This window comes from Nocardioides sp. (genome assembly GCF_016462705.1).
Lineage (GTDB): Bacteria > Actinomycetota > Actinomycetes > Propionibacteriales > Nocardioidaceae > Nocardioides.
The window spans coordinates 30,157-52,675 of sequence record NZ_JAEMSS010000004.1; the positions used below are offsets into that span (position 1 = coordinate 30,157).

The 22,519-nt window shown below is 73.8% G+C and carries 21 protein-coding genes; 6 read left to right on the top strand and 15 right to left on the bottom strand.

What is annotated here, in order from left to right; all coding sequences use genetic code 11:
- From JHD21_RS01030 to JHD21_RS01080, 11 genes are all read right to left on the bottom strand, one after another.
- The coding region (locus JHD21_RS01030) for a hypothetical protein (protein WP_292670929.1) at nt 1–1,661 on the bottom strand (1,661 nt) is incomplete at its 3' end.
- 154 nt (nt 1,662–1,815) lie between these two features.
- On the bottom strand, nt 1,816–2,262 hold the full coding sequence (locus tag JHD21_RS01035; protein WP_292670930.1) for a Tad domain-containing protein: 447 nt from the start codon (nt 2,260–2,262) through the stop codon (nt 1,816–1,818).
- The gene (locus tag JHD21_RS01040; RefSeq protein ID WP_292670957.1) at nt 2,249–2,701 is read right to left on the bottom strand and encodes a hypothetical protein; all 453 of its coding nucleotides are present in this window, start codon (nt 2,699–2,701) and stop codon (nt 2,249–2,251) included. The genes JHD21_RS01035 and JHD21_RS01040 overlap by 14 nt, the downstream gene beginning before the upstream one ends.
- Before the next feature lie 5 nt (nt 2,702–2,706).
- Nucleotides 2,707–3,090: a TadE/TadG family type IV pilus assembly protein gene (locus tag JHD21_RS01045; RefSeq protein WP_292670931.1), complete on the bottom strand. Its 384-nt coding sequence runs from the start codon at nt 3,088–3,090 to the stop codon at nt 2,707–2,709.
- An 8-nt stretch (nt 3,091–3,098) separates the two neighbouring features.
- Nucleotides 3,099–3,296 (bottom strand): hypothetical protein, encoded by a 198-nt coding sequence (locus JHD21_RS01050; protein ID WP_292670932.1) that lies wholly within the window; start codon nt 3,294–3,296, stop codon nt 3,099–3,101.
- A gap of 28 nt (nt 3,297–3,324) precedes the next feature.
- Nucleotides 3,325–4,269: a type II secretion system F family protein gene (locus JHD21_RS01055; RefSeq protein ID WP_292670933.1), complete on the bottom strand. Its 945-nt coding sequence runs from the start codon at nt 4,267–4,269 to the stop codon at nt 3,325–3,327.
- On the bottom strand, nt 4,269–5,123 hold the full coding sequence (locus tag JHD21_RS01060) for a type II secretion system F family protein (RefSeq protein WP_292670934.1): 855 nt from the start codon (nt 5,121–5,123) through the stop codon (nt 4,269–4,271). The genes JHD21_RS01055 and JHD21_RS01060 overlap by 1 nt, the downstream gene beginning before the upstream one ends.
- Nucleotides 5,123–6,406: an ATPase, T2SS/T4P/T4SS family gene (locus tag JHD21_RS01065; RefSeq protein ID WP_292670935.1), complete on the bottom strand. Its 1,284-nt coding sequence runs from the start codon at nt 6,404–6,406 to the stop codon at nt 5,123–5,125. The genes JHD21_RS01060 and JHD21_RS01065 overlap by 1 nt, the downstream gene beginning before the upstream one ends.
- Before the next feature lie 330 nt (nt 6,407–6,736).
- Complete coding sequence (locus JHD21_RS01070; protein ID WP_292670937.1) at nt 6,737–7,093, bottom strand: hypothetical protein; 357 nt, start codon at nt 7,091–7,093, stop codon at nt 6,737–6,739.
- An 85-nt stretch (nt 7,094–7,178) separates the two neighbouring features.
- The gene (locus JHD21_RS01075) at nt 7,179–7,856 is read right to left on the bottom strand and encodes a permease prefix domain 1-containing protein (RefSeq protein ID WP_292670939.1); all 678 of its coding nucleotides are present in this window, start codon (nt 7,854–7,856) and stop codon (nt 7,179–7,181) included.
- Nucleotides 7,857–7,884: 28 nt separating this feature from the next.
- Nucleotides 7,885–8,208 (bottom strand): helix-turn-helix transcriptional regulator, encoded by a 324-nt coding sequence (locus JHD21_RS01080; protein ID WP_292670940.1) that lies wholly within the window; start codon nt 8,206–8,208, stop codon nt 7,885–7,887.
- A 94-nt stretch (nt 8,209–8,302) separates the two neighbouring features.
- On the opposite strand from JHD21_RS01080, the gene JHD21_RS01085 reads away from it, so the two are divergent.
- Both JHD21_RS01085 and JHD21_RS01090 read left to right on the top strand, forming a co-directional pair.
- Nucleotides 8,303–10,384, top strand: a complete 2,082-nt coding sequence (locus JHD21_RS01085; RefSeq protein ID WP_292670942.1) for an MMPL family transporter — start codon at nt 8,303–8,305, stop codon at nt 10,382–10,384.
- Nucleotides 10,385–10,609: 225 nt separating this feature from the next.
- The gene (locus tag JHD21_RS01090; protein WP_292670959.1) at nt 10,610–11,908 is read left to right on the top strand and encodes a multicopper oxidase domain-containing protein; all 1,299 of its coding nucleotides are present in this window, start codon (nt 10,610–10,612) and stop codon (nt 11,906–11,908) included.
- A gap of 14 nt (nt 11,909–11,922) precedes the next feature.
- Here JHD21_RS01090 and JHD21_RS01095 read toward each other — a convergent pair whose 3' ends face one another.
- A complete protein-coding gene (locus JHD21_RS01095) occupies nt 11,923–13,983 on the bottom strand; it encodes an MMPL family transporter (RefSeq protein WP_292670944.1) in 2,061 nt (686 codons plus the stop codon).
- Nucleotides 13,984–14,101: 118 nt separating this feature from the next.
- Between JHD21_RS01095 and JHD21_RS01100 the strand changes: the two genes are divergently transcribed.
- The 4 genes from JHD21_RS01100 to JHD21_RS01115 all read left to right on the top strand — a co-directional run bounded on the left by JHD21_RS01100 (nt 14,102) and on the right by JHD21_RS01115 (nt 19,031).
- Nucleotides 14,102–15,328, top strand: a complete 1,227-nt coding sequence (locus tag JHD21_RS01100; protein WP_292670946.1) for a histidine kinase — start codon at nt 14,102–14,104, stop codon at nt 15,326–15,328.
- Entirely contained in the window at nt 15,325–16,014 is a 690-nt protein-coding gene (locus JHD21_RS01105; RefSeq protein WP_292670947.1) for a response regulator transcription factor, read from the top strand. The genes JHD21_RS01100 and JHD21_RS01105 overlap by 4 nt, the downstream gene beginning before the upstream one ends.
- Nucleotides 16,015–16,107: 93 nt before the next feature.
- Entirely contained in the window at nt 16,108–16,851 is a 744-nt protein-coding gene (locus JHD21_RS01110; RefSeq protein ID WP_292670948.1) for a DUF2993 domain-containing protein, read from the top strand.
- Between the two features lie 44 nt (nt 16,852–16,895).
- A complete protein-coding gene (locus tag JHD21_RS01115; RefSeq protein WP_292670950.1) occupies nt 16,896–19,031 on the top strand; it encodes an MMPL family transporter in 2,136 nt (711 codons plus the stop codon).
- A gap of 3 nt (nt 19,032–19,034) precedes the next feature.
- Here the strand turns inward: JHD21_RS01115 and JHD21_RS01120 are convergent, their stop codons facing one another.
- The 3 genes from JHD21_RS01120 to JHD21_RS01130 form a co-directional block, all read right to left on the bottom strand.
- The gene (locus tag JHD21_RS01120; protein WP_292670952.1) at nt 19,035–20,465 is read right to left on the bottom strand and encodes a HAMP domain-containing sensor histidine kinase; all 1,431 of its coding nucleotides are present in this window, start codon (nt 20,463–20,465) and stop codon (nt 19,035–19,037) included.
- Nucleotides 20,462–21,172 (bottom strand): response regulator transcription factor, encoded by a 711-nt coding sequence (locus JHD21_RS01125; protein WP_292670954.1) that lies wholly within the window; start codon nt 21,170–21,172, stop codon nt 20,462–20,464. The genes JHD21_RS01120 and JHD21_RS01125 overlap by 4 nt, the downstream gene beginning before the upstream one ends.
- A gap of 87 nt (nt 21,173–21,259) precedes the next feature.
- Entirely contained in the window at nt 21,260–22,471 is a 1,212-nt protein-coding gene (locus JHD21_RS01130) for a HAMP domain-containing protein (RefSeq protein WP_292670955.1), read from the bottom strand.
- Nucleotides 22,472–22,519: the final 48 nt, after the last annotated feature.

The window sequence follows — 22,519 nt, forward strand, 5'->3', positions numbered from 1 at the left end:
TCGGTGCCGTTGTCGACCTCGGCGCCGTCGGTGACGCCACCGTCGTCGGTGTCCGGGTCGAGCGGGTCGGTCGTGTGCGTGTTGACCTCGGCGCCGTCGGACAGGCCGTCACCGTCGGTGTCGGGGTCGTTGGGGTCGGTCCCCAGCTCGCCCTCCTCCACGTCGGTCAGGCCGTCGCCGTCGGTGTCGCCCGTGCCGGGTACGTCGTCCTCGCCGTCCAGCGGGTCGGTGCCGTTGCCGACCTCGGCGCCGTCGGTGACGCCACCGTCGTCGGTGTCCGCGTCCAGCGGGTCGGTGCCGTAGGTGTTGACCTCCGCACCGTCGGACAGTCCGTCGTCGTCGGTGTCGGGGTCGTTGGGGTCGGTCCCCAGCTCGCCCTCCTCCACGTCGGTCAGGCCGTCACCGTCGGCGTCACCGGTCCCGGGCAGGTCGTCCGCGCCGTTCAGCGGGTCGGTGCCGTGGTCGACCTCGGCGCCGTCGGTGACGCCACCGTCGTCGGTGTCCGGGTCGAGCGGGTCGGTCGTGTGGGTGTTGACCTCGTCGCCGTCGGAGAGCCCGTCGTTGTCCGTGTCGGGGTCCTGCGGGTCGGTCCCGATCTCCGCCTCCTCCTCGTCGGTGAGGCCGTCGTCGTCGCTGTCGGTCGGGTCGGCCGGGCACTCCACCCCGCCCGCGGGAGAGGTGGCGGTCGCGGTCATCTCGCCGAGCCGCAGGTGCACGTCGGCGAGCTCCCCGCCGACCGAGTCGACGGTCAGGTCGACCGCGAGCACCGCCTCGAGGTAGCCGGTCGCGGTGGCCCCGGAGCTGGTGTCGTCGGGCTGGTACGCGCGGACCGCCAGGTCCACGGTGAGGAGTCCCAGGTTGACCGGGACCGTCTCGTCCTGGCCGTCCAGCGGGATGACCGTCGGCTCGCCACCGGCGACGGTGACCGTGATGACCGGGTCGGAGTAGTCGACGCTGGTGGTGGTGCCGTCCGACGTCGCGGTGAGGACGACGGGGTCGGTCACCTCGATCACGACCAGGCCGCCGAGCAGCCGGACGTCGCCGATCGAGGTGGTGACCGTCGAGACGACCTCCGCCCCGGTGCCGGCCTGGTCGACCAGCGAGGTCCGCGAGTCGCTCACCGAGGCGAGCACCTCGGCGGCGGCACCGACGGCCGGGATGTCCGCGACCGTCATGCCGGCCAGGGTGGTGGTGGCCGAGTTGACCACCCGGGTGCCGTCGACGGCCGTCACGCAGGCGTCGTCCCCGGCCCAGAAGGCCGCGACGTCGCCGGTGATGTCACCGATGTCGGCCACCGGTCCGAGCGGGACGTCGACCAGCGTGGCCGGCGGCGGGTCGGACGACGGCGGGGCCTGCGCCGTCTCGTCGTCGACCGAGCCGGGGAACCCGCCGAGGACCAGGTCGAGGTTGGCGCTCTCGCCGAGCGAGCGCGGCGTCCCGTCGGAGTCGGTGACCGCGCGGCTGTGCCCGACGGTGACCTCGGCCAGCGACTGGCCGGCGACCGAGGCGGTCAGGTTGACGATGTCGCCGTGCGCGGCGGCGTCGTACGTCGCCGGCAGCGGCGCCCCGTGGGCGAGCCCGGCCGGCAGGGCCAGGGTGAGGGCCGCCGCGGTGGCGGCAGCGAGGGGTGCGCGAAGCGCACCCTTGGAGAGGGGAGGCATCTGGGGGCTCCTAGAGCGTTGGGTCGGGGGGAATCCCGCCGATCAGGGGTGGTGCGATGTGAAGTTGTGCTCCCTCTCCGCCGTCGAAGATAGGGCGGCCTCACTTGGTCCCGCGGCGGTTTCAGGGATTTCCTAGGTCACCCTTCGGGGTGGCCTAGTCCGCGTCGACGCCCACGACGGCCGACCCGGTGGCGCCGATCGTGGCCCGCTCGGGAGAGCCTGGGATGGTCAGCGGCAGGTCGAGCGGGGCGCTGAGCGACACCTCGATCCGCTGCGTCGCCGGGTCGACCCGGACCTGGTAGGACAGGCCGGGATAGCGCGCGAACGCGCCCGTGTCACGCAGGTAGCCACCCACGGCCTGACGCGCGTGGGCAGCGGTCAGCTCGAGGCGCTGCTCGGGTACGCCGCCCTCGTAGACGTCCCTGCCGGTCGCGCCGAGATCCGCCCCACGCAGGGCAGCGCCGTCGGCGAGCGTGTTGAGCCCCTGACGCTGGAGGTAGGCGGCGGTCGCGTCGACGACCAGCGCGATCGTCATCGCCAGGACTGCCGCGAACCCGACGATCAGCACCGTGGCCTGGCCACGCTCGTCACGGTGCGGCACGGTCGACCTCCTGGTACTGGCCGATCGGCACCGTGTGCGTCGCGTCCAGGGCGAACGCCGGCGCGTCGCCGCCGAGCGCTTCCGGCAGCATCGGGATCTGGACCTGGGTGGCGACCCGGACGGTGATGACCGACGTACCGCTGTGGCAGTCGGCCGGGTACGGCTCGCAGCTGACCTGCACCGTGAACGGCTCGCCCTCGAGCCCCTGGTCGTCCAACGCCAGGCGCACCGCCGCCTCCGCCCGCGCCCGGCCGACGGCGTCGTTGGGGGCCAGGGCGTAGGCACGACCGGCCGACCGGGCCGCGCTGCTCACCCCGAGCGCGCCCTGCTGGACCTCGAAGACGCTGACCAGGATCCACAGCATCGGCACCAGCAGGAGCAGCCCGAGCCAGGTCAGCTCGACGAGCGCGCTGCCCCGCTCGTCGCGGCGGCGGCGCATGGCGGTCACGGGGCCTCCTCCACCGCGTGCCCGGTGACCTCGAGTTCGACGCCGGGCCCGCCGATGCCGAGCGCCGGCACGGTGGCCCGCACCACCACCTCGATGCCCGGGGCCCCGTCCACCTTCACCTGCCGCACCTCGACGTCCCGGGCGAACCTCCCGGAGACCGCGCCCGCGATCTGCTCGCGGGTCAGCGCCGCACCGTCGGCGGGCCCGCGGTCCGAGGTGGCCGCGAGGCGAGCGCCCTCCGCCGCGGCCGAGGCCATCGTGTTGCGCACGAACATGACCAGCCCCACCTGGAGGATCCCGAGGAAGAGCGGGACGAGGACGACGAGCACCAGGACGATGTCGACGATCGCCGCTCCCCGCTCGGAGCGGGCCGAGCGCATGGCGCCGCTCAGCGCACCTGGTTGAGCGCGGTGGTGAGCATCGAGCGCAGCTGCTCCTCGGCGACGCCCCAGATGACCGCCACCATGCCCGCGGTCATCACGGTCACGAGCACCCAGCCCGGCACGTCGCCCCGGTCGTCGCGCCGGCCGCGGTCGAACCGCAGGGCCAGGATCAGGTGGAGCACTGGGTAGAGGTGGCGTGGCATCGTCGTGACCTTTCGGTGGGGAGGGTTGTCAGGGAGTGGTCAGGGAGAGGCCCACGACGCCTGGCCAGAAGGCGAACAGGACCGTCACCGGGAGGACGAGGAACACCACCGGCACCATCATCAGCACCTCGCGACGCGCGGCCACCTCGATGAGCTCGCGGCGTCCGGCCTCGCGGACGTCAGCGGCCTGGGCGTGCAGGACGTCGGCCAGTGGCGTGCCCCGCTCGACAGCGACGGCGACGCCCTGCGCGAAGCGGGAGACCAACGGCAGGCCGGTGCGGGCGGCCATCCGGTCGAACGCCGCGCCCACGGGCTCGCCGGTGCGGACGTCGGCCAGCACCCGGGCCAGGTCGGCCGACAACGCGCCGCCGCTGCGGCGCACGACGCGGTCCAGTGCCGCGACCGGGCTCTCACCGGCCGCGACGGCGAGCGCGAGCAGCTCGGCCACCGTCGGGAACTCAGCCAGGATCTGTCGCTCACGCTGCTTCGCCTGGCCGCTGAGGTGGTTGTCACGGGCCAGGACGCCGACGACGAACCCGGTCAGGCAGAGCAGCACCGCGGCGACGACCGACCCGGGCTCGCTGAGCGCCTTGAGCAGCGAGTAGGCCGCGGCCACGGCGAAGCCGCCGAGTCCCCAGAGCACCTGCTGCACGCGCAGGTCGTGGACGGTGAGGTCGAGGTCGGCGCGCTCGAGGCGCCGGCGGACCGAGGCCGCACCACCGAGCACCCGCTCGACGCCGTCGGCCGCGGCCGCCAGCAGCGGCCCGAAGACCCCGGCGGCAGCGGACACCGGAGAGGTGGAGGGCCCCTGGTTCGCCGGGGAGGGCACGTCGCCCACCCTCGGCACGTCCCTTAGGTAGGGCAGGACCCGGTCGGCCAGTGCCGGACGGCGGGCGGCACGGAGCCACACCGCCACCAGCACGACACCGAGGGCGGCCGTGCCGCCGAGCAACCCGCCCCAGGCACCGAGCATCACGACAGGATCCGCCTCTCGACCGGGAGCCGGCCGATCCGCATCATCAGCCGGTAGGCGACCAGGCACAGCCCGGCGCCGACCGCGAGGACGAGCACCCCGCCCGCCGACGCGTAGCGGTGGACGACCTCGGACTGGAAGGACATGAAGAGCAGCACCAGCCACGGAGCGGCCACGGCCAGCCTGGCCCCGTTGACCGTCCAGGCCTGCCGGGACTCCAGCTCGGAGCGGGTGCGCACGTCCTCGCGGAGGTAGCCGGACAGGTTGCGGAGCAGGCGGCCGAGCTCGCCGCCACCGACCTCGCGGGCGACCCGGAGCCCCTCCACGACCCGGTCGCCCACCGGGTCGGCGAGGCGGTCCTTGAGCCGGTCGAGCGACTCGCCGAACCGGCCGGTCACCTGGTAGTCGAGCGCGAACTGGTCGAACGCGGCGCGCAGCGGCTCGGGGCCGCGGACGCCGAGACCGGCCAGCGCGTCGGGCAGGGACATGCCGGCACGGACGGCCGAGACCAGGTTGTCCACGGCCTCGGGCCACACCTCCGCGAACTCCCGCTGGCGGCGCCGCGCCCGCGACGACACGGTGGCGACCGGCAGCCACGCCGCCATCGCCCCGAAGGCCACGGCGACCGGCGGGGTCCCGGACACCAGCTGCATGACGAACGCCGTGGCCACGCCGGTCACCGCGCAGAGGAGCACGAACCCGGTCACGGACACGTCGGCGATGCCGGCCCGGGCCAGCAGCTCGGCCGTCCGCCCAGGCGTGCGAGGGACCGGCCGGTCACCCCGCGGCAGCGCGAACGCCGACCAGATGAGCAGCAGCCCGCAGCCGACGCCCAGCCCGACCAGCGCTCCCATCAGCCGTCTCCCCGGCGAGTCCCGGTGAGGATCGCGTGCACGTCGATGCCCAGGCGGGTGAACCGCTCGACCCGCGGCGGCATCCCGCCGGTGCGACGGAGCTCCGTGCCCTCGCGGACGAAGACCGGCTCGGTCTCGATGACGTCGTTCTCGACCCGGCCGGGCACCGCGACCACCTCGTTGACCCGGCGTACGCCGTGCTCGTCGATGCCGAGGTGCACGACGAGGTCGACCGAGGCGGCGACCGTCGGCACCACGAACCGCGCCGAGATGTTCTCGCCCGCCAGCAGCGGCAGCGTGCACACCTTGACCAGGGCCTCGCGGGCGCTGTTGGCGTGGATCGTGCACATGCCTGGCAGGCCTGCGTTGAGCGCGAGCAGCAGGTCCAGGCACTCCTCGGACCGCACCTCTCCGACGATCACCCGACTCGGCCGCATCCGCAGGCTCTCCTTGACCAGGTCGCGCAACCGGATCGCGCCGGTGCCCTCGAGCCCGCTCTGCCGGGTCTGCAGCGCTACCCAGTCCGGGTGCCGGAACCGCAGCTCGAAGACCTCCTCCGCGCTGACGACCCGCTCCCCGCCGGGGATCGAGGAGGCCAGGCAGTTGAGGAACGTCGTCTTCCCGGCCTGCGTACCCCCGGCCACCAGGATGTTGAGCCCGGCCCGGACCGACGCGTCGAGGAACGCCGCGGCGCGCGGGCTGAGGCTGCCCAGCGAGACGAGGTCCTGCAGGGCCGACGCCCGGAGCACGAACTTGCGGATGTTGACCGCCGAGAACCCCCGGCTGATGCCCTCCAGCACCACGTGGAGCCGGTGCCCCTCCGGCAGCATCGCGTCGACGAACGGGCGGCTGAGGTCGATGCGGCGGCCCGAGCTCTTGAGCATCCGCTCGACGAGCTCGTCCACCTGCGCCTTGGTCAGCACCAGGTTGGTGAGCTCGTGCCGGCCGTTGCGGGCCACGAAGACCCGGCTCGGGTCGTTGATCCAGACCTCTTCCACGGTGGGGTCGTCGAGGAAGGGCTGGAGGGGACCGAAGCCGGCGACCCGGGCGACCAGCTCGCCGACCAGCGACTCGACGTCGGCCACCGGGGCGACCGCCCCGGTGAGGCTGCGCTCGTCGTGGTCGCGCACGACGGTCTCGGCGATCCGGCGTACGACTGGGACGTCCTGCTGCGGGTCGACGCCCTCCCGGCGGACCAGCGAGCGCACGTGCTGGTCGAGCTGCTCGACCACGGACTCGTGGAGCCGTCCGTCCGGTCCGCCGCTGACCCCGGCGTGCGTCATCGCCATCGCGTCCCCGATTCCCGAGATGCCAGGCCCCCGAGGCGTAGGGCCTGGACCGGACGCTAGGACAGGGAGTGGTGATCGCGGAAGGGGGTCGCGGCAGTTCTGTGGACAGCTCCGCGACTCGTGCGGCTGCTGGGGAAACAGGGCCGGGTGGTACGCCGATGAGGTCACTCCGGCGGGTTGGCGCTCGTCCCCGTCAGCCGGGTCGGGGAACGGATACACAGTTCGCTGTCGAGCGAGGACCGGCCACGCTCGAGCGCGGCGGAGTCACCTCGAACCGTGTATCCGGGCACGGCCGGCGCGAGACCGCCACGCGCCGGACCCCACTCAGCCGAGGACGACCTGCGCGAGCAGTCCCGCGAGGTTGATGGCGACGAACGCCAGGGCGACCAGGACGGCGACCAGGACCGCGGACCTGGCATCCGGGCGCCCCAGGCGGACGGCCCGGCGGGCGAAGCCCCACACGACCACGACGGGCAGGGCGAACACGACCAGCGCCGGCAGTGCGGCCGCCGAGGCGTCCTGCCAGGACGGCTCCTCCGGGTCGTCCGCGAGCAGGGAGAGCAGCCCCTCGCCGACGACGAACGACGCGACGAAGGAGACCACGAACAGGAAGAGGGAGAGGAACGCACGCCGGTAGGCGACGTCGGCCGCGTTCCTCGTCGTGGCTGCGTGCGATCTCATGGGAGGCCTCCTCCCCGCACCTCCATCGCACACCCGAGCGCCGCGTCCGTCGAGAGGCCAAAGGCCCCCGCGACCAGTCTCTTCTTCAGGCGGCGGCGAGCGTCCCGCGCGCCGAGACCGCGACCCCGCTGAGCGGCAGCATCATCAGCGCGACCACCAGCCCCCAGAAGCCCACGGTCCAGCCGCCCGCGGCCAGCGTCATCGCCACGCAGGTCAGCGGCACGAACGCGCAGGCGGCCAGCGTGAAGCCGGCGGTCACCCGGGCGGTGACCCGGCCGGCTGCCAGCCATCGATTGCCGACCCCGGTGAGCACCAGCGCGACGAGCGCGCCGAGCAGGGTGAGTCCGCCGCCGATCTCGATGAGCTCGTCCAGCGCGCCGACCAGCCACCAGTCGGGCCGCGCGGCGTGCGTCTCCGAGGCCAGCTCGAGGCCGGAGTCCCAGAGGAAGGGCTGGTAGCCGAGCACCAGCAGCAGGAGCCACGCCGTACGCCGGGAGGCGGCGACCGCCAGCGTGGTCTGGAACGACGCCGCGACCTCGGGGACGGTGCCGAAGTCGGCGACCGCCCGCCGGGCTGCGGTCTCCTCGTCCCAACCCGCACGGACCAGGGCCGCGGTCGCGTCGTCGAGGTGGTCGGACGCCTCCTGCACGAGGCTGCGGCGGGTGCGGGCCGGCCCGACCAGTGCCGCGTCCAGGCGCGCCAGGTAGGCGGGACGAGGGTCGGCCATGTCGTCCATGGTGCTGGCCGGACGGAGGGTGCGCATCAGGGATGTCCCCCAGATCCGGTCACCATCAGCGGGCCGGGCGCAGCACGCTGGTGACGACCTCGGCGAAGCTCTCCCACTCGCCCCGCATCGCAGCCAGCGCCTTGGCGCCCGAGCGGGACAGCCGGTAGGTACGCCGCTTGCGGCCCGAGTCGCTGGACCAGGCGCTCGCCAGGTAGCCGGCCGCCTCGAGCCGGCGCAGCGCCGGGTAGACGGTGCCGGTCGGCAGGTCCAGCGCTCCCCCGCTGCGCACCGCCAGCGCCTCGATGATCGCGTAGCCGTGCAGCGGCCCGCCCTCGACGGTGCTCAGGATCATCGCGTCGAGGTGCCCGCGGAGGGCGTCGGCCTTCATGTAGACAGCCTACACGTAGTTCATCTACGGTCCATGCGTTGTCTGTCTACACAAGTCTGTCTACATGTCGTCCGCCTACGCGTCAGGAGCACCCATGCCGACCCGCCTCACCAGACTGTCCGCCTGGTCCCGCCGCCACCACTGGACCGCGGTCGCCTGCTGGGTGCTGCTGCTGGTCGGCATTACTGCGACCGCGGCGGTCGTGGGCGACGACTACCGCAACGACTTCTCCCTGCCGGGCACCGAGTCGCAGGAGCTCCTCGACCGGTACGCCGAGCACGCGCCCGACCAGGAGGGCGACGGCGTGACCGTCGTCGTCCAGTCAGCCGACGGCCTCGACGCGCACCAGGAGACGGTCACGGACCTGGTGGCGGCGCTCGAGGGACTGGACCACGTGGCCGTCGTGCAGCCGCCGTCCGCCGACGGCGGCACGGTCACCGAGGACGGCACCCTCGGGCTGGTCACGGTCGTGCTGGACGGCCCGAGCGGCGACGTACCGACCGAGTCGGCCCACGACATCCTGGACACCGCGCTGTCCTTCGAGACCGGCGACGTCCGAGTCGAGGCGACCGGCGACCTCATCCGGGAGATCGCCGAGAGCGAGGCGGCCGGCGGCGCCGAGGGCGCGGGGATGCTCGCGGCGCTGGTCATCCTGCTGTTCCTGTTCGGGTCGCTGCTCGCCGCGTCGCTGCCGCTGATCACCGCGGTCTTCGCGGTCGGCACGACGGTCGGCGTGGTGGCGCTGACCTCCCATCTCGCGACCATCCCCGACTACACGCCGCCGGTGCTGATGCTGGTCGGGCTGGGCGTCGGGATCGACTACGCGCTGCTGGTCTTCGCCCGCTACCGCTCCGAGCTGGTGCACGGCGCGACCCGCGAGCAGGCCGCCGACACCGCCCTGGACACGGCGGGGCGGTCGGTCCTCTTCGCCGGCGCCACGGTGGTCATCGCGCTCCTCGGCCTGCTCACCCTGGGCCTGGCGTCCCTGGAGGGACTGGCCCTCGCCGTCACCCTCACGGTGCTGATGACGATGCTCGCGTCCCTCACCCTGCTGCCCTGCTTGATCACGCTCTTCGGGCCGCGGCTCGAACGCCGGATCCGGCACCGCGCCGAGCGTGCGGCCGCCAAGGGCCGGGAGCCCGGGCGCCGCTGGCGGGCGTGGGCGGACCTGGTCGCCCGCCGCCCGGTCCTCCCGCTGGTCGCCGCCGTCGTGGTGCTCGGTGCGCTGTCGGTTCCTGCGCTGTCCATGCACCTCGGGCTCGCCGACGCCGGCAACGACCACCCCTCGACGACCAGCCGGCAGGCCTACGACCTCATCTCCGACGGGTTCGGGCCGGGCGCCAACGGCCCGCTCGTGGTCGCCACCGAGGGCGACCTGGCGACCGCCGAGACGGCGCACGCCGTGCTGGCCGACCACGACGGGGTCGCGTCGGCGACGCCGCCGCAGGCGAGCCCGGACGGCCGGCTGTTCACCAGCCTGGCGTTCCCGACGACGTCGCCGCAGGACGAGGAGACCGCCGAGCTGGTCGAGCAGCTGCGCCGCGACCTGCCCGCCGACACGGTGGTCGGCGGCGCGACCGCGGCGACCGTGGACTTCGCCGACGCGGTGGCGGAGCGGTTCCCGCTGTTCGTCGGCGTGGTCGTCGGGCTCTCGGCGCTGCTGCTGCTCCTGGTCTTCGGCTCGGTGGCGATCGCCGTGAAGGCCGCGCTGCTCAACCTGCTCTCGATCGGGGCGGCCCTCGGCGTGATCACGCTGGTCTTCGACGAGGGGTGGTGGTTCGCCCAGCCGGGTCCCGTCGAGGCGTTCGTGCCGGTGATGACCTTCGCGATCGTCTTCGGGCTGTCGATGGACTACGAGGTGTTCCTGGTGAGCCGGATGCACGAGGAGTGGCGGCGTACGGGCGACGCGGCCCTGGCGGTGCGCGAGGGCCTGGCCCGGACCGGTGGGGTGATCACCGCGGCCGCGGCGATCATGATCGTGGTCTTCGGCGCGTTCGTGTTCTCGCCCGACCGGATGCTCCAGCAGTTCGGTCTGGGGCTGGCGACCGCCGTGCTGCTCGACGCCCTGGTGATCCGGTGCCTGGTGGTGCCGGCCGTCCTGCACCTGCTGGGCGAGCGGGCCTGGTGGGCCCCGCGGTGGCTCACCCGGTCGATGCCCACGGTGCGGGTCGAGTGAGGGGCCGACCCGGGGCCCGGCGTCGGCTGCCGCGGTGGCTGCTCGCCCTGGTGGCGGTCCTGTCACTGTGCCTGGTCGGGGTGGTCGGCTTCTTCGGCTGGGTCGCCGTGTCCTTCCTCCGGGCGCCGGTGGACACCGTGGGAGGTCGAGTTCACGCGGCCGCTCCACGTCCCACCGCTGGCGGAGTCGCGGGTCGAGGGCGGGACCCGGCTGTTCTCGCTGGACCTGCAGGAGGGCAGCAGCGACTTCGGCCGGGGCGGGCCGACGCCCACCTGGGGCTTCAACGGCGCCTACCTCGGGCCCACGCTCCGCGCCGCGCGCGGGGAGCGGGTCTGGGTCGAGGTGCACAACGGCCTCGACGAGACCTCCACCGTCCACTGGCCCGGGATGCACCTCCCGGCGGCCATGGACGGCGGGCCCCACCGGCCGGTCGACCCGGGCGAGACCTGGACGCCGGAGTGGGAGATCGACCAGCCGGCGGCGACGCTCTGGTACCACCCGCACCCGCACGGCGAGACCGCCCGGCACGTCTACCGCGGGCTGGCCGGGATGTTCCTGCTCGACGACCCGGCGCAGGCCGAGGTCGCGGAGTCCCTGCCGCACGAGTACGGCGTCGACGACGTGCCCGTCATCGTGCAGGACAAGCGGTTCGACGGCAGCCGGCTCGACGAGGACGGGTCGGTCTTCTCGGGGATCGGCCTGCTCGGCGACACCCTCCTGGTCAACGGCACGGTCGGCCCCTACTTCGACGTGACGACCGAGCGGGTCCGGCTGCGGCTGCTCAACGGGTCCACCGCGCGGACCTACCGGTTCGGGTTCGACGACGCCCGCTCCTTCGACGTCATCGCCTCCGACGGCGGGCTGCTGCCCGCGCCCGCCCCGGTCGACGAGCTGTGGCTGTCTCCCGGCGAGCGGGCCGAGGTGGTCGTGACGATGGAGCCGGGCGAGGACGCTGTGCTGCGCAGCGAGGAGACCGGCCAGCGCGGCGGCGGGCGCTTCCAGGGCGGGTCGGACCGGTTCGACGTGCTGCAGCTGCGCGCCGCCGCCGAGCTCGCCCGCTCCCCCGGCGTACCGGCCCGGCTGGCGGCGGCGCCGGACCTCTCCGCAGACGAGGTGACCGGGACGCGGTCGTTCCGTCTGACCGGGACCAGCATCAACGGCAAGCAGATGGACATGGACCGGATCGACGAGACCGTCACCGTCGACACCATCGAGCGGTGGACGGTGCGCAACGCAGACGGGTCGCCGCACAACTTCCACGTGCACGGCACCCAGTTCGTGGTGGAGCGGCTCGACGGCGCGCCCCCTCCGGCGGAGCTGGCGGGGTGGAAGGACACCGTGTTCGTGCCCAGCGGGGCCGAGGTCGACCTGTTGGTGCGGTTCACCGGCCACACCGACCCCGACCTGCCGTTCATGTTCCACTGCCACCTGCTCCGGCACGAGGACCAGGGGATGATGGGCCAGCTCGTCGTGGTCGAGCCGGGCGAGGAGGCCGGCGCGGTGCCGGAGGGCCACGACCACTGACGCGGCCCGGACGGTCAGGCCCTCGACGAGAGTGGACCTGCTACGGGACGCACCGGGCGTGTCTCGCCCCGGTCACGAGCGCGGGCCCAGCGGTCGCCGATCCACGACAACAGCGGTGGGACCAGGAACGTGCGCACGACCAGCGTGTCCACCAGGACGCCGACGGCCACCAGGAGGCCGACCTGCCGGACGTTGGCCTCCGGCACGAACAGCAGCACCGCGAACGTCGACGCCAGGACCAGCCCGGCAGAGCTGATCACCGGGCCCGTGGACGCGAGACCGTCGGCAACCCGCTGTGGATGCGGCCCCGGGCCGGAGCGGCGCACCCCGTCGACGAGGAACACCAGGTAGTCGACACCGAAGGCCACCAGGAACAGCACACCGAAGAGGAGGACCTCCGCGGACGACTCGCCGGAGCCGGCCAGGACGGGCATGGCCACCGCGGTCGCGCCCACCGCTGCCGCCGCGCTCAGGCACGCGCTCAGGACCACCACCACCGACGCGAGCAGCGACCGGAGCCACACGGTGAGGGCGACGAGCAGGGCGACGAGAAGCAGCGGCGTCAGCACGGCCAGCTGCGTCGTCACGGCGGCCTCGCGGTCGACGGCCTCCGCGGTGGAGCCGCCGACCAGCGCCCCCTCGTCGATCTCGGCGGCCAGCTCGCCGACGACCTCGGCGTCCGAGCGCCAGGCGTCCGTGAAGGGGGGCGTCTCCAGCGCCAGCGAGACCTCGAGCCGGCTCCCCACCTCCTCCTGGTCGATGGTCACCAGACCCACGCCCGCGCGGCGTGCCCGCGCCTCCAGGGCCGCCGGCGCCGACCGTGCGGCGTCCGCGGAGAACGACACCACCAACGGCGCCGTCATCCCGTCGCCGAAGTGGTCACGCACCACCTCGGCGCCTCGCTTGCTCTCGGCCTGGTCGGGGACGTTCGCCAGCGGGTCGGCCGACGCGTCCCAGAGGGCGACCAGGCAGGCGAGGGCGACCAGGGCGCCCGCCGCGCAACCGGCGGCCTCGACGGGACGGGTCACCACGGAGCTCGCCAGCCGGCTCCAGGCCCCAGCACCGTTGCCGCGCGGAGGGACCGGCACTCCCAGCAGTCCCAGGAGTGCCGGGAGGAGCGTGAGGCTGACGACGGCCGCCGACAGCACGCCCACCGCCAGCGCCGGACCCAGACCGGAGATGGCGGGCACCCCGGACGGCGTCAGCGCAAGGACGGCCAGCACGATCGTGCCCGCACTCACCAGGACCGGCGTCCGGACCTCACGGCGAGCGCGCGCCAGCCGCTCGTCACCGTCCCGGCCGGCGGCGTTCCTGAGCCGGTGCAGGAGCAGGAGCGCGTAGTCCGTGCTGAGTCCGAACACGACCACGGTCCCGATCGAGGCCGTGAGCTCGGTGACCGGCACGGACACCTCGGCGAGCACGACCAGCGCCGCCCGGGACACCAGCACCGCCACCAGGCCGACACCGACCGGCAGCAACCACAGCACGGGACTGCGGTAGACCGCTGCCAGGACGACCGCGACCACCGCGGCGCTGCAGAGCAGCAGCCACAGGTCGACGTCGCCGGCAGCGAGGTCCGCGTCCACACCGGCCTCCCCGGTGACCAGGACCTCGTAGGCGGACGTGGACGCCCACCTCGCGCCGACCTCACGGAGCCGGGAGACGGCGCCGCCGACCTCGTCGTCGTCGACCTGGAGCTCCACCTCGAGGACGGCGACCCGTCCGTCCGGGGACACGACCGGCGGCCCCGTCGCGACGGCGGGCAGGCCCGGCTCGCCCGAGATGGTGGCCGACAGCTCGTCGAGGGCGTCCAGGTCCGGCGGTCCCAGGACGCCTGCACCCTGGACCACCACCGTCGCGGTCTCGCGGGGCGGTCCGTCGCGCTGGTCGCGCTCGTGCTGCTCGAGGAACGCGGCACTGGAGCTGCCCGCAGGAAGGAACGACAGGTCCTCGTCGGTCTGGGCCGCGGACAGGCCGGCCCCGAGCCAGAGGGCGCCGATCGTCGCCACCACCCAGGCCGCGACCACCGTCGCGTGGGTACGCCGGCGGGTCGTCCGCGGGTCGGGTGCAGTCATGGCCCCATCGCACCGCAGCGCGCGCCCGCCCGCGTCCGCCGAAGGAGCGATCAGCACCGGCGCCGGGTCACTCCTTCGAGCGATCTCCGCGCCCGACCGGGCCCCTATCGTGGTGCGGGTGGTGACGCTCAGCCTCGCGCGCTTGGGTCGCTCGGGGCCGGCGATCGCTGCCGCGTCGGTCGCTCCGGCGCTGCTGGACCAGGGCTCCGTCGACGGCGCCCGCGCCGCCTGGGTCCTGGTCCTGGTCTGGGCGGTCCTGGCCCTCGGGACCGCGTCGATGATGATCGTCCGCCCGGTCGCCGCGACCATCTCGACCCTGGTCGTGCTCGGAGCCGTCGAGCTGACCGCGTCCGCGGTCCAGGTCGAGCTCTCCTTCCTGGACCTGCTGCCGGTCGCCGCGTGCCTGTTCATGACGGGAGCCCTCGGGACGAGGCGGAACGCCGTCTGGGCGGCCGCCGGCGTCGCGGTCGTGGTGGCGTCGGGCACGGTCGTCAACCGGCTGACGGCCACCGCGGAGTGGCGGGGCGGCCCCGACGTGCTGGCCGGCCTGCTGGTCATGGCGCTCGCGCTGGTGGCGGGGTCCGCCGTGCGGGCCCAGCGGGAGGCGGCCGAGGTGAGCCAGCAGCGCTACGACCTGGAACGCCGCCAGCGCCTGCTCGCCGAGCGGGAGGCGTCGGCGCGTGAACGGGCCCGGATCGCCCGCGAGATGCACGACCTGGTGGCGCACTCGGTCACGCTGCTGGTCGTCAACGCCGAGACGCTGCGGGCGCGCCGGGCGGAGATCCCTGCCTGGGCGGCCGCTCAGGCGGACGCGATGGCGGAGGCAGGTCGACGCGCGACGGAGGAGATGCGCGAGATGCTGACCGTGCTCCGCTCCGACGGCGATCCCGAGCTGACGCAGCCGGTCCGGCAGCTGGAGGACGTCCCCACCCTGCTCGACGAGGCCCGCCGAGCGGGCACCTCGGTCGGCTTCGCCGAGCAGGGCAGCGCCGCACCGATCAGCCTGGCGGCCAGCCTCTGTGCCTACCGCGTCGTCCAGGAGGGGCTGTCGAACGCCAGGCGGCACCGGCCCGGGGCCGAGGTGTCGGTGAGCGTGTGCTGGCGCCCGGGCTCCCTGGAGCTGACCGTGGTCACCGGCCCCTCGCCGGACCAGAGCGACGAGAACGACGAGAAGGACGAGAAGGACGAGAACGACCGGCCCTCCGCAGGCTTGGGTCTCGCCGGCCTGCGTGAGCGGGTCGTCGAGGCCGGGGGGACGGCCACGGTCGGGACGGACGGGCACTCGCACCGTCTGCAGGTGGTGCTGCCCACCAGACCCCGACCCGCACCGAGGGAGGCGCGGTGACCGCCGTCCGCGTGCTGATCGTCGACGACGAGCAGGTCCTGCGGGACGGCCTGTCGATGATCCTCGGCACGTACGCGGGGATCGACGTCGTCGGGTCGGCCGCCGACGGGACGGAGGCGCTGGCTCGGTGTCGAGCCGGGGACGTCGACGTGATGCTGCTGGACATCCGGATGCCGGGGATCGACGGTCTGGAGGTCCTGCGTCGCCTGCACCAGGACCGAGGAGCGGCCAGGGCGCCGCGCACGATCGTGCTCACCACGTTCGACCTCGACGAGTACGTGCGGACCGCACTGTCCCTGGGAGCCTGCGGGTTCCTCCTCAAGAGCAGCCCCCACGAGCTCATCGCCGCGGCCGTGCGGTCGGCGGCGGCGGGAGAGACGGTGCTGAGCGCCAGCGTCCTGGAGACCGTCGTCGACGGCTACCTGGGCTCCGGGACAGGGGCTCCCGAGGAGGACCCGGCCGACCTGCGGCTCCTGGCGCAGCTCACCCGCAGGGAGCTGGAGATCCTGCGCCTGGTCGGGCGCGGCCACCGCAACAGCGCGATCGCCGGCGAGCTCTTCCTGTCGCTGCACACGGTGAAGACCCACGTCAGCCGCATCCTCCAGAAGACCGGCTGCACCAGCCGGGGCGAGGCCGCGGCGCTGGCCCACCGCTGTGCCCGGCACCTCGCCTCGACCCTGGACTGACCGGCTTCAGCCAACCGTCAGCCGATCCGCAGTGGGTCCGAACCACCGGCCCGCAGACTCCCCTCGTTCCAGTGGCCGAACAGGGGTGGGCGAATGCAACGACGAGGGCTGATCGCGTCGATCAGCGTGGCGGTGATCCTGGTGGCCGGCCTGACCGCCGACCTCCTGGCCGAGAACCGGGCCGAGTCCCGCATCGAGGACCGCCTGGCCTGTCTCGACGCCGACTACGACATCGAGGGGTTCCCCGTGCTCCTGCAGCTGGCGCGCGGCACGGTGGGCCGGCTCCGGGTCGACGTCCCGGAGCTCACGGTCCGGGACCGAGAGGTCTCGGCCGAGGTGACCCTGCGCGACATCCCCGTGGACGCCCCCAAGACGGCAGGGGCGATGGAGGTCGAGGCCACCTTGGACTGGGACCAGGTGCAGGACGTGGTCCGCGCGAAGCTGCCGGAGCGGTTCGCCTCGGCCACCGTGACCGAGAACGACGGGCTGATCGCGATCGACACCGGGGTGTCCACCCTTCTCGGGGAGGTCCCGGCGACGCTGCTGGCCGAGGTCGCCGTCGAGGACGAGCAGGTCCTGGTGCGGCCGGCGTTCGTCGAGCTCGGTGGCCGGCGGATCTCGACCGACCTGCTCGGCCGCCGCCAGCGGTTCGCCCAGCTGCTCGAGCCACGCTCGTTCACTCCACGGGTCCCCGACGGGCTCTCCCTCACCGCGGCGGGCGTCGCCCGGGACGGTCTGACGGCCACGGTCAGCGGCACCGACGTCGACCTGGACGCGCTGCGTGACGGCGCCGGCACCGGCACCGGGTGCGGCTCCTCCGCGGCCTCCGGGCAGTGACCGCGGTGCCCCCCAGCGGCAGGAGTACGCGCCGGTCGCTCCGCGTGTCCGTGGCGACCTGGTCGGCCCGCCGCCCCTGGGTGACCCTCACCGCCTGGCTCCTGCTGGCCGTCGTGGCATGGACGGCGGCCCGGGCCTTCTCCGCGGGGTACGACGACGAGGTCGAGCTCCCGAACACCCAGTCCGTCCAGGGTCTCGACGAGCTCGCCGCGGACGGTGAGCCGCCGGCCGCCTCCGGCACCGTGGTCCTCCGCTCAGCCGGGACGGCACTGTCCGGCCACGCCGACGAGATCGACGCCGCGCTCGAGCGCACGCGGGACCTGGACCACGTCGGTGCGGTCGCCGACCCGTTGACCACACCGGGCTCGCTCTCCAGCGACGGCCGCATCGGCCTGGTCGACATCGACCTCACGCAGAGCTTCCGGGACCTGGACGCCCAGGATCTCGAGGCGATCGACGCCGCCTTCGACCCGCTGCGCGCCGAGGGGGTCGACGTGGAGTACGCCGGGCAGCTCGGCAGCCGGATGGACCGCTCCGGCAGCCACCGGGTCGCGGAGGTCGTGGGGCTCGTCTGCGCGCTGGTCGTGCTGCTGGTCATCTTCGGGTCGGTCCTCGCAGCGCTGGTGCCGCTGGCGACGGCGATCATGGCGGTGGTCGTCGGGCTGCTCGCGCTGACCGCCACCACGGGGCTGGTCAGCTTCGCCAGCGTCTCCCCGACCCTGGCCACGATGATCGGGCTCGGCACCGGCATCGACTACGCCCTGTTCGTGGTCACCCGCCACCGGCAGCTGCTCATCGACGGAGCCGACCCGGTCGACGCGGCCGCCGCGACGGCGCGGACCACCGGTCACGCGGTGCTGGTAGGTGCCGGGACGGTCGCCCTCGCGCTGCTGGGTCTCTACGCCTCGGGCATCAGCTTCATCGGCAACCTGGGCCTGGCCGCCGTGCTGTCCGTGGTGACCTCGGCACTCGCGGCGATGACCCTGGTGCCCGCGGTGCTCGGCCTCCTGGGTCGCCACGTCGACCGCTGGCGACTGCGACGCCCGGTCGCCGAGCCGACCACGAGCGGCTCGGGATGGTCGGCGCACGCGCTCCGCGTCGCCCGGCGGCCGTGGCCGTTCCTGCTCGGCGGGTTCGCGCTGCTGGCCGTGCTGAGCGCCCCGCTCCTGGCCCTCGACACCGGCTCGGTCGACGACAGCGCGGCCTCGCCCGACACCACGAGCAGGCGTGCCTTCGACCTCGTCACCGAGGGGTTCGGGATCGGGCGCAACGGCACGCTCACCGTGGTCCTCTCCGCGGGGGCGCTCGACCCGGCGGACGCCGCGCGGGAGACGGCGGCGGCTCGCGACGCGATCGCGGCGACGCCGGACGTCACCTCGGTCGGCCCGTTCGCCCAGGTGGAGGGCACCGAGCTGTGGGCCGCCACCGTCCAGCCGGGCGTCGCCCCCGGGACCAAGGCCGCCGAGGACCTCTTCCTGACGCTCCGGGACGAGGTGGTCCCCGACGTCACGACCGACAGCGGCCTGGACCCCGGCGGCTGGGTGACCGGCTCCCTCGCGGTCCAGCTCGAGTTCGGGAGAGCGGTCGTCGACCGGCTGCCGCTCATCATCGGCGTCATCGTCGTGGCGGCGTTCCTGCTGCTGGTCGTGACCTTCCGCAGCGTCGTGCTGGCGCTCAAGGCGGCCCTGCTCAACGTGCTGTCCATCGGAGCGTCGTACGGCGTGCTGGTGGCGGTGTTCCAGTGGCAGCTGGGCTCGGGGCTGCTGGGCGTCGACGGGCCGGTGCCGATCGAGTCGTACGTGCCCATGATCATGTTCGTCGTCGTGTTCGGGCTGTCCATGGACTACGAGGTGTTCCTGCTGTCCCGGGTGCGCGAGTCGTGGCTGGCGTCCGGGGACACCACCAGGGCGGTGGCCGAGGGGCTGTCCGCGACCGCTCGGGTCATCACCGCCGCTGCCCTGATCATGGTCAGCGTCTTCCTGGGGTTCACCCTGGACGACGACATCACGGTGAAGATGCTCGCCGTCGGCCTGGCCGTGAGCGTCGCCGTGGACGCCACCGTCGTCCGGCTCGTCCTGGTGCCGGCCGCGATGGCCGCGATGGGAGGGGCCAACTGGTGGATACCCCGGTGGCTGGATCGCGTCCTCCCCGGCTCGTCGACGCCGCGTGCGTCGGCGTGACGGTCATCCGGCCGGTACGCCGACCTCGGCCGCCAGTGGCAGGGTGAGCATCGCGATGGTCCCCCCGCCGGGCCGCGCGAGCAGGCGCACCTCGCCTCCTCCCGACCTGGCGATGCCACGAGCGATCGCCAGCCCGAGCCCCGTCCCGCCGCCAGGGCCCCGGCTGGGCTCGGCCTGCCAGAACCTCTCGAAGGCCGCCTCGTGTGCCCCGTCGGGCAGCCCGGCTCCGTCGTCATGGACCTCGACGACCGCGGTGCGGCCCTCGACGCGGCCATCGATCCACACCGAGCACCCGGGCGCGGTGTGCTCGAACGCGTTGCGCACCAGGTTGGCCACGCAGCGTCGCGTCGCCTCCGGGTCGCCGCTGACGACCAGCGGCGACAGCCCGGTGGGACGAGACCCGTGCCCGGGGTACAGCCGGCTGACCTCGGAGAGGACCTCGGAGGCCAGCTCCGCGAGGTCGAGCTCCTCGACGATGTCAGGGGCGCCGGCACTGCCGAGCCTGGCCAGTGCCAGGAGGTCCTCCACCAGCGCCCGCATCCGGGTCGACTGGGCCCGGATGTCGGCCATCGCCTCCTCCAACGCCTCCGGGTCGGCGACGCCGCCCTCGTGGTAGAGGTCCGCCCACCCGTGCACCACCGCCAGCGGGCTGCGGAGCTCGTGCGAGGCGTCGGCGACGAACTGGCGGATCCGCTCCTCACTGCTGCGGCGGACCCCGAAGGCGGCGTTCAGCACGGAGGCGAGCTCGGCGATCTCACCCACGGCCGCCGGCTGGGGCAGGACCTCGTCCTCGTGGCCCTGCGCGATGCGGGACGCGGAGTCGGTCATCTGCCGCAGCGGCCGCAGGGCGCGCCGCAGGCCGAGGACCGCCAGACCCGTCGCCGTGGCCATGAGGACGAACGAGACCACGAGCTCGGTCCTGAGCAGCGCGGCCAGGGTCGCATGAGCATCGTCGGTCGGGACCCCGACCGCGACCCTCCGCACGACCTCGGGCGCGGTGCCGTCCTCGCGCACCACCCTCAGGGTCGAGTCCACGGGCAGGTCGAAGACCAGCACCCGGTGGGGATGGTCGCCGGACAGGTCGACGTCCGACGTGCCCAACGGCGCCTGGCTGAGGGACTGCGGGACCTGGTCGCCGCCGATCGGCGTCGACGACGCGATCACCCGGCCCTCGTCGTCGAGCAGCACCAGGAACGCCTGCGCGGGGGCGATCCGGTCCACCAGCGCGAGATCGACCTGGCGGGGACCGCCCTCGAGCGCGATCAGCACCCGCGACTGGGCCGCCCGCAGCACCCCGTCGGCGCGGTCGACGAGGTGGTCGCGCAGCGCCAGGTACGCCGCCACGTTGGACACCATCAAGCCGCCGGCGAGCACGGAGGTGACCACGACGACGAGCCGGCCGCGCAGGCCCAGCCGGCGGATCCGAGCCCTCACCTGGAGGACCGGAGCACGTAGCCGAACCCCCGCACCGTGTGGATCAGGGGCGGACCTCCCGCGTCGATCTTGCGCCGGAGCTGGCTCACGAACTTCTCGACGACCGTCGCATCGCCGAGGTACTCGTACTGCCACACCTGGGACAGGATCTGCTCCTTGGAGAGCACCCGCCCGGCGTTGACCAGCAGGTAGCGCAGGAGGCGGTACTCCGTGGGTGACAGGTCGACGGCGACCTCGCCCCGGGTGACCTCGTGGACGTCGTCGCGCAGGCACAGGTCGTCGACCACCAGCGCTGCCCCGTCGGTGCTGGGCCTGATGCGGTGGAGCACCGCACCGACCCGGGCGGCGAGCTCGGCCACGCTGAACGGCTTGGTCACGTAGTCGTCTCCACCCGCCGAGAAGCCGTGGAGCCGGTCCGGGACGGCGTCCCGGGCGCTGAGGAAGACCACGCCGATCCCCGGGTTGCGGGTCCTGAGCTCGTGGCACAGGTCGAGGCCCGACCCGTCCGGCAGCAGGATGTCGAGCACGGCGAGATCCGGGGCGAACTCCTCCGCGACGTCCAGGGCCGCCGCGACCGTCGAGGCCGAGCTCACGGTCAGCCCCGTCATCCGCAGGGTCCTGGTCACGAGGTTGACCAGACCCGGCTCGTCGTCGACGACGAGCACCCGCCCACTGGGGCCGGTGGCGAGCAGTCCACCCGTGGTCATGGGTGGATGGTTCCACCTCTCCCCGAGAGCCAGGGCACCTTCATCCTGACGATTTCCTGAAGATCCGGACGCAGAGCGAGGGGACCCCTAGCGCCGCGGCAACCAGACGGTCAGGCCCTCGTCACCCGGGTGCGTGCCCTTGAGCCGGCCGCCGAGCGCGGTGACGACCGCTCGGGCCTTGGCCAGTGCCCGGTCGTCGCCGGGGCCGGTGCGGGTCTCGCCGGTGGAGGTCACGTTGATCGTGAGGTGCCCCTCGTCGTCGGCGTGGAAGGTCAGCCGGACCGCGCCGCGGCTGCGGCGCAGGACGTCGGTGAGCAGGATGTCCAGGACGAACTCGATCGGACCGGGGGTGTAGCGGGTGTCGATCACGCCGTCGACGGCGGCGGTGAGCGGGCGGTCGTAGTGACCCAGCGAGTCGGCCCAGTACTGGGCGCACTGCGTGCCGAGGTCACGCAGTGCGACGTCGGCCCCGGCGATCAGGCTGTTGCTCCGCGACAGCGCCACCAGCTCGCCGGCGATCTCGTCCATGGCGTCGATCCGGACCACGGCGTGCGCCATCGTCGCCCTGACGTCCTGCGGCAGGTCCGTGCGCGTCGACAGGTCGTCGAGGTCGAGGCGCAGCCCGGTCAGCGGGGTGCGCAGGACGTGGGAGGCGTGCTGGGCGAACGCCTCCTCGCTGGCCAGGCGCTCCTGGAGCTGCCCGGCGCTGGTCTGCAGCGCCTGGCCGATCGCCCTCGCCTCGGGCACCCGCGTGTGCGGGAGCTCCAGGTCGAAGCGGCCGCGGCCGAGCTGCTGGGCGGCGACCGCGAGCTTCAGGAACGGCGCGGCGAGCAGCTTGGCGATCAGGTATCCCACCATCGCCGCGACGATCGCGACGAGCAGCGCGAGGAGCGCGATCGAGCCGCGTTCGTCGCCGACCAGGTCGTCGACGGCCTCGTCCGACTGGAGCAGGGTCAGCGACGCGTCGTGCCCCTCGACGGCTGCGACGGCGGCGAAGTCCTGCCCGTCGTTGCCCTCGTCGAACCCGTCGCCCTCGGCGACCAGCGGCCGCTCGCCGACGGCGTCGTACTCCAGCCGCTGGTCCGGCCCGACCACGCCGGCCAGCACCGACTCCGTCACCGGGAGCTCGGCGTCCAGCCGCATCGCGAGGAACCCGGCCATCGTCTGGGCCTGGGCGAGGACGTGGTCGCTCTCGTGGGCCCGCAGGTCGCTCTCGACGGTGTAGGAGCGCACGAGCAGCAGGGCGACGAGCAGCGTCACGCTCAGGGCGACGAACGCCGCGGTCAGCCGCTCACGCATCGCTCACGGCCCCCCCGCCCGAGTCGCCCGAGTCACCCGCCCCAGCCG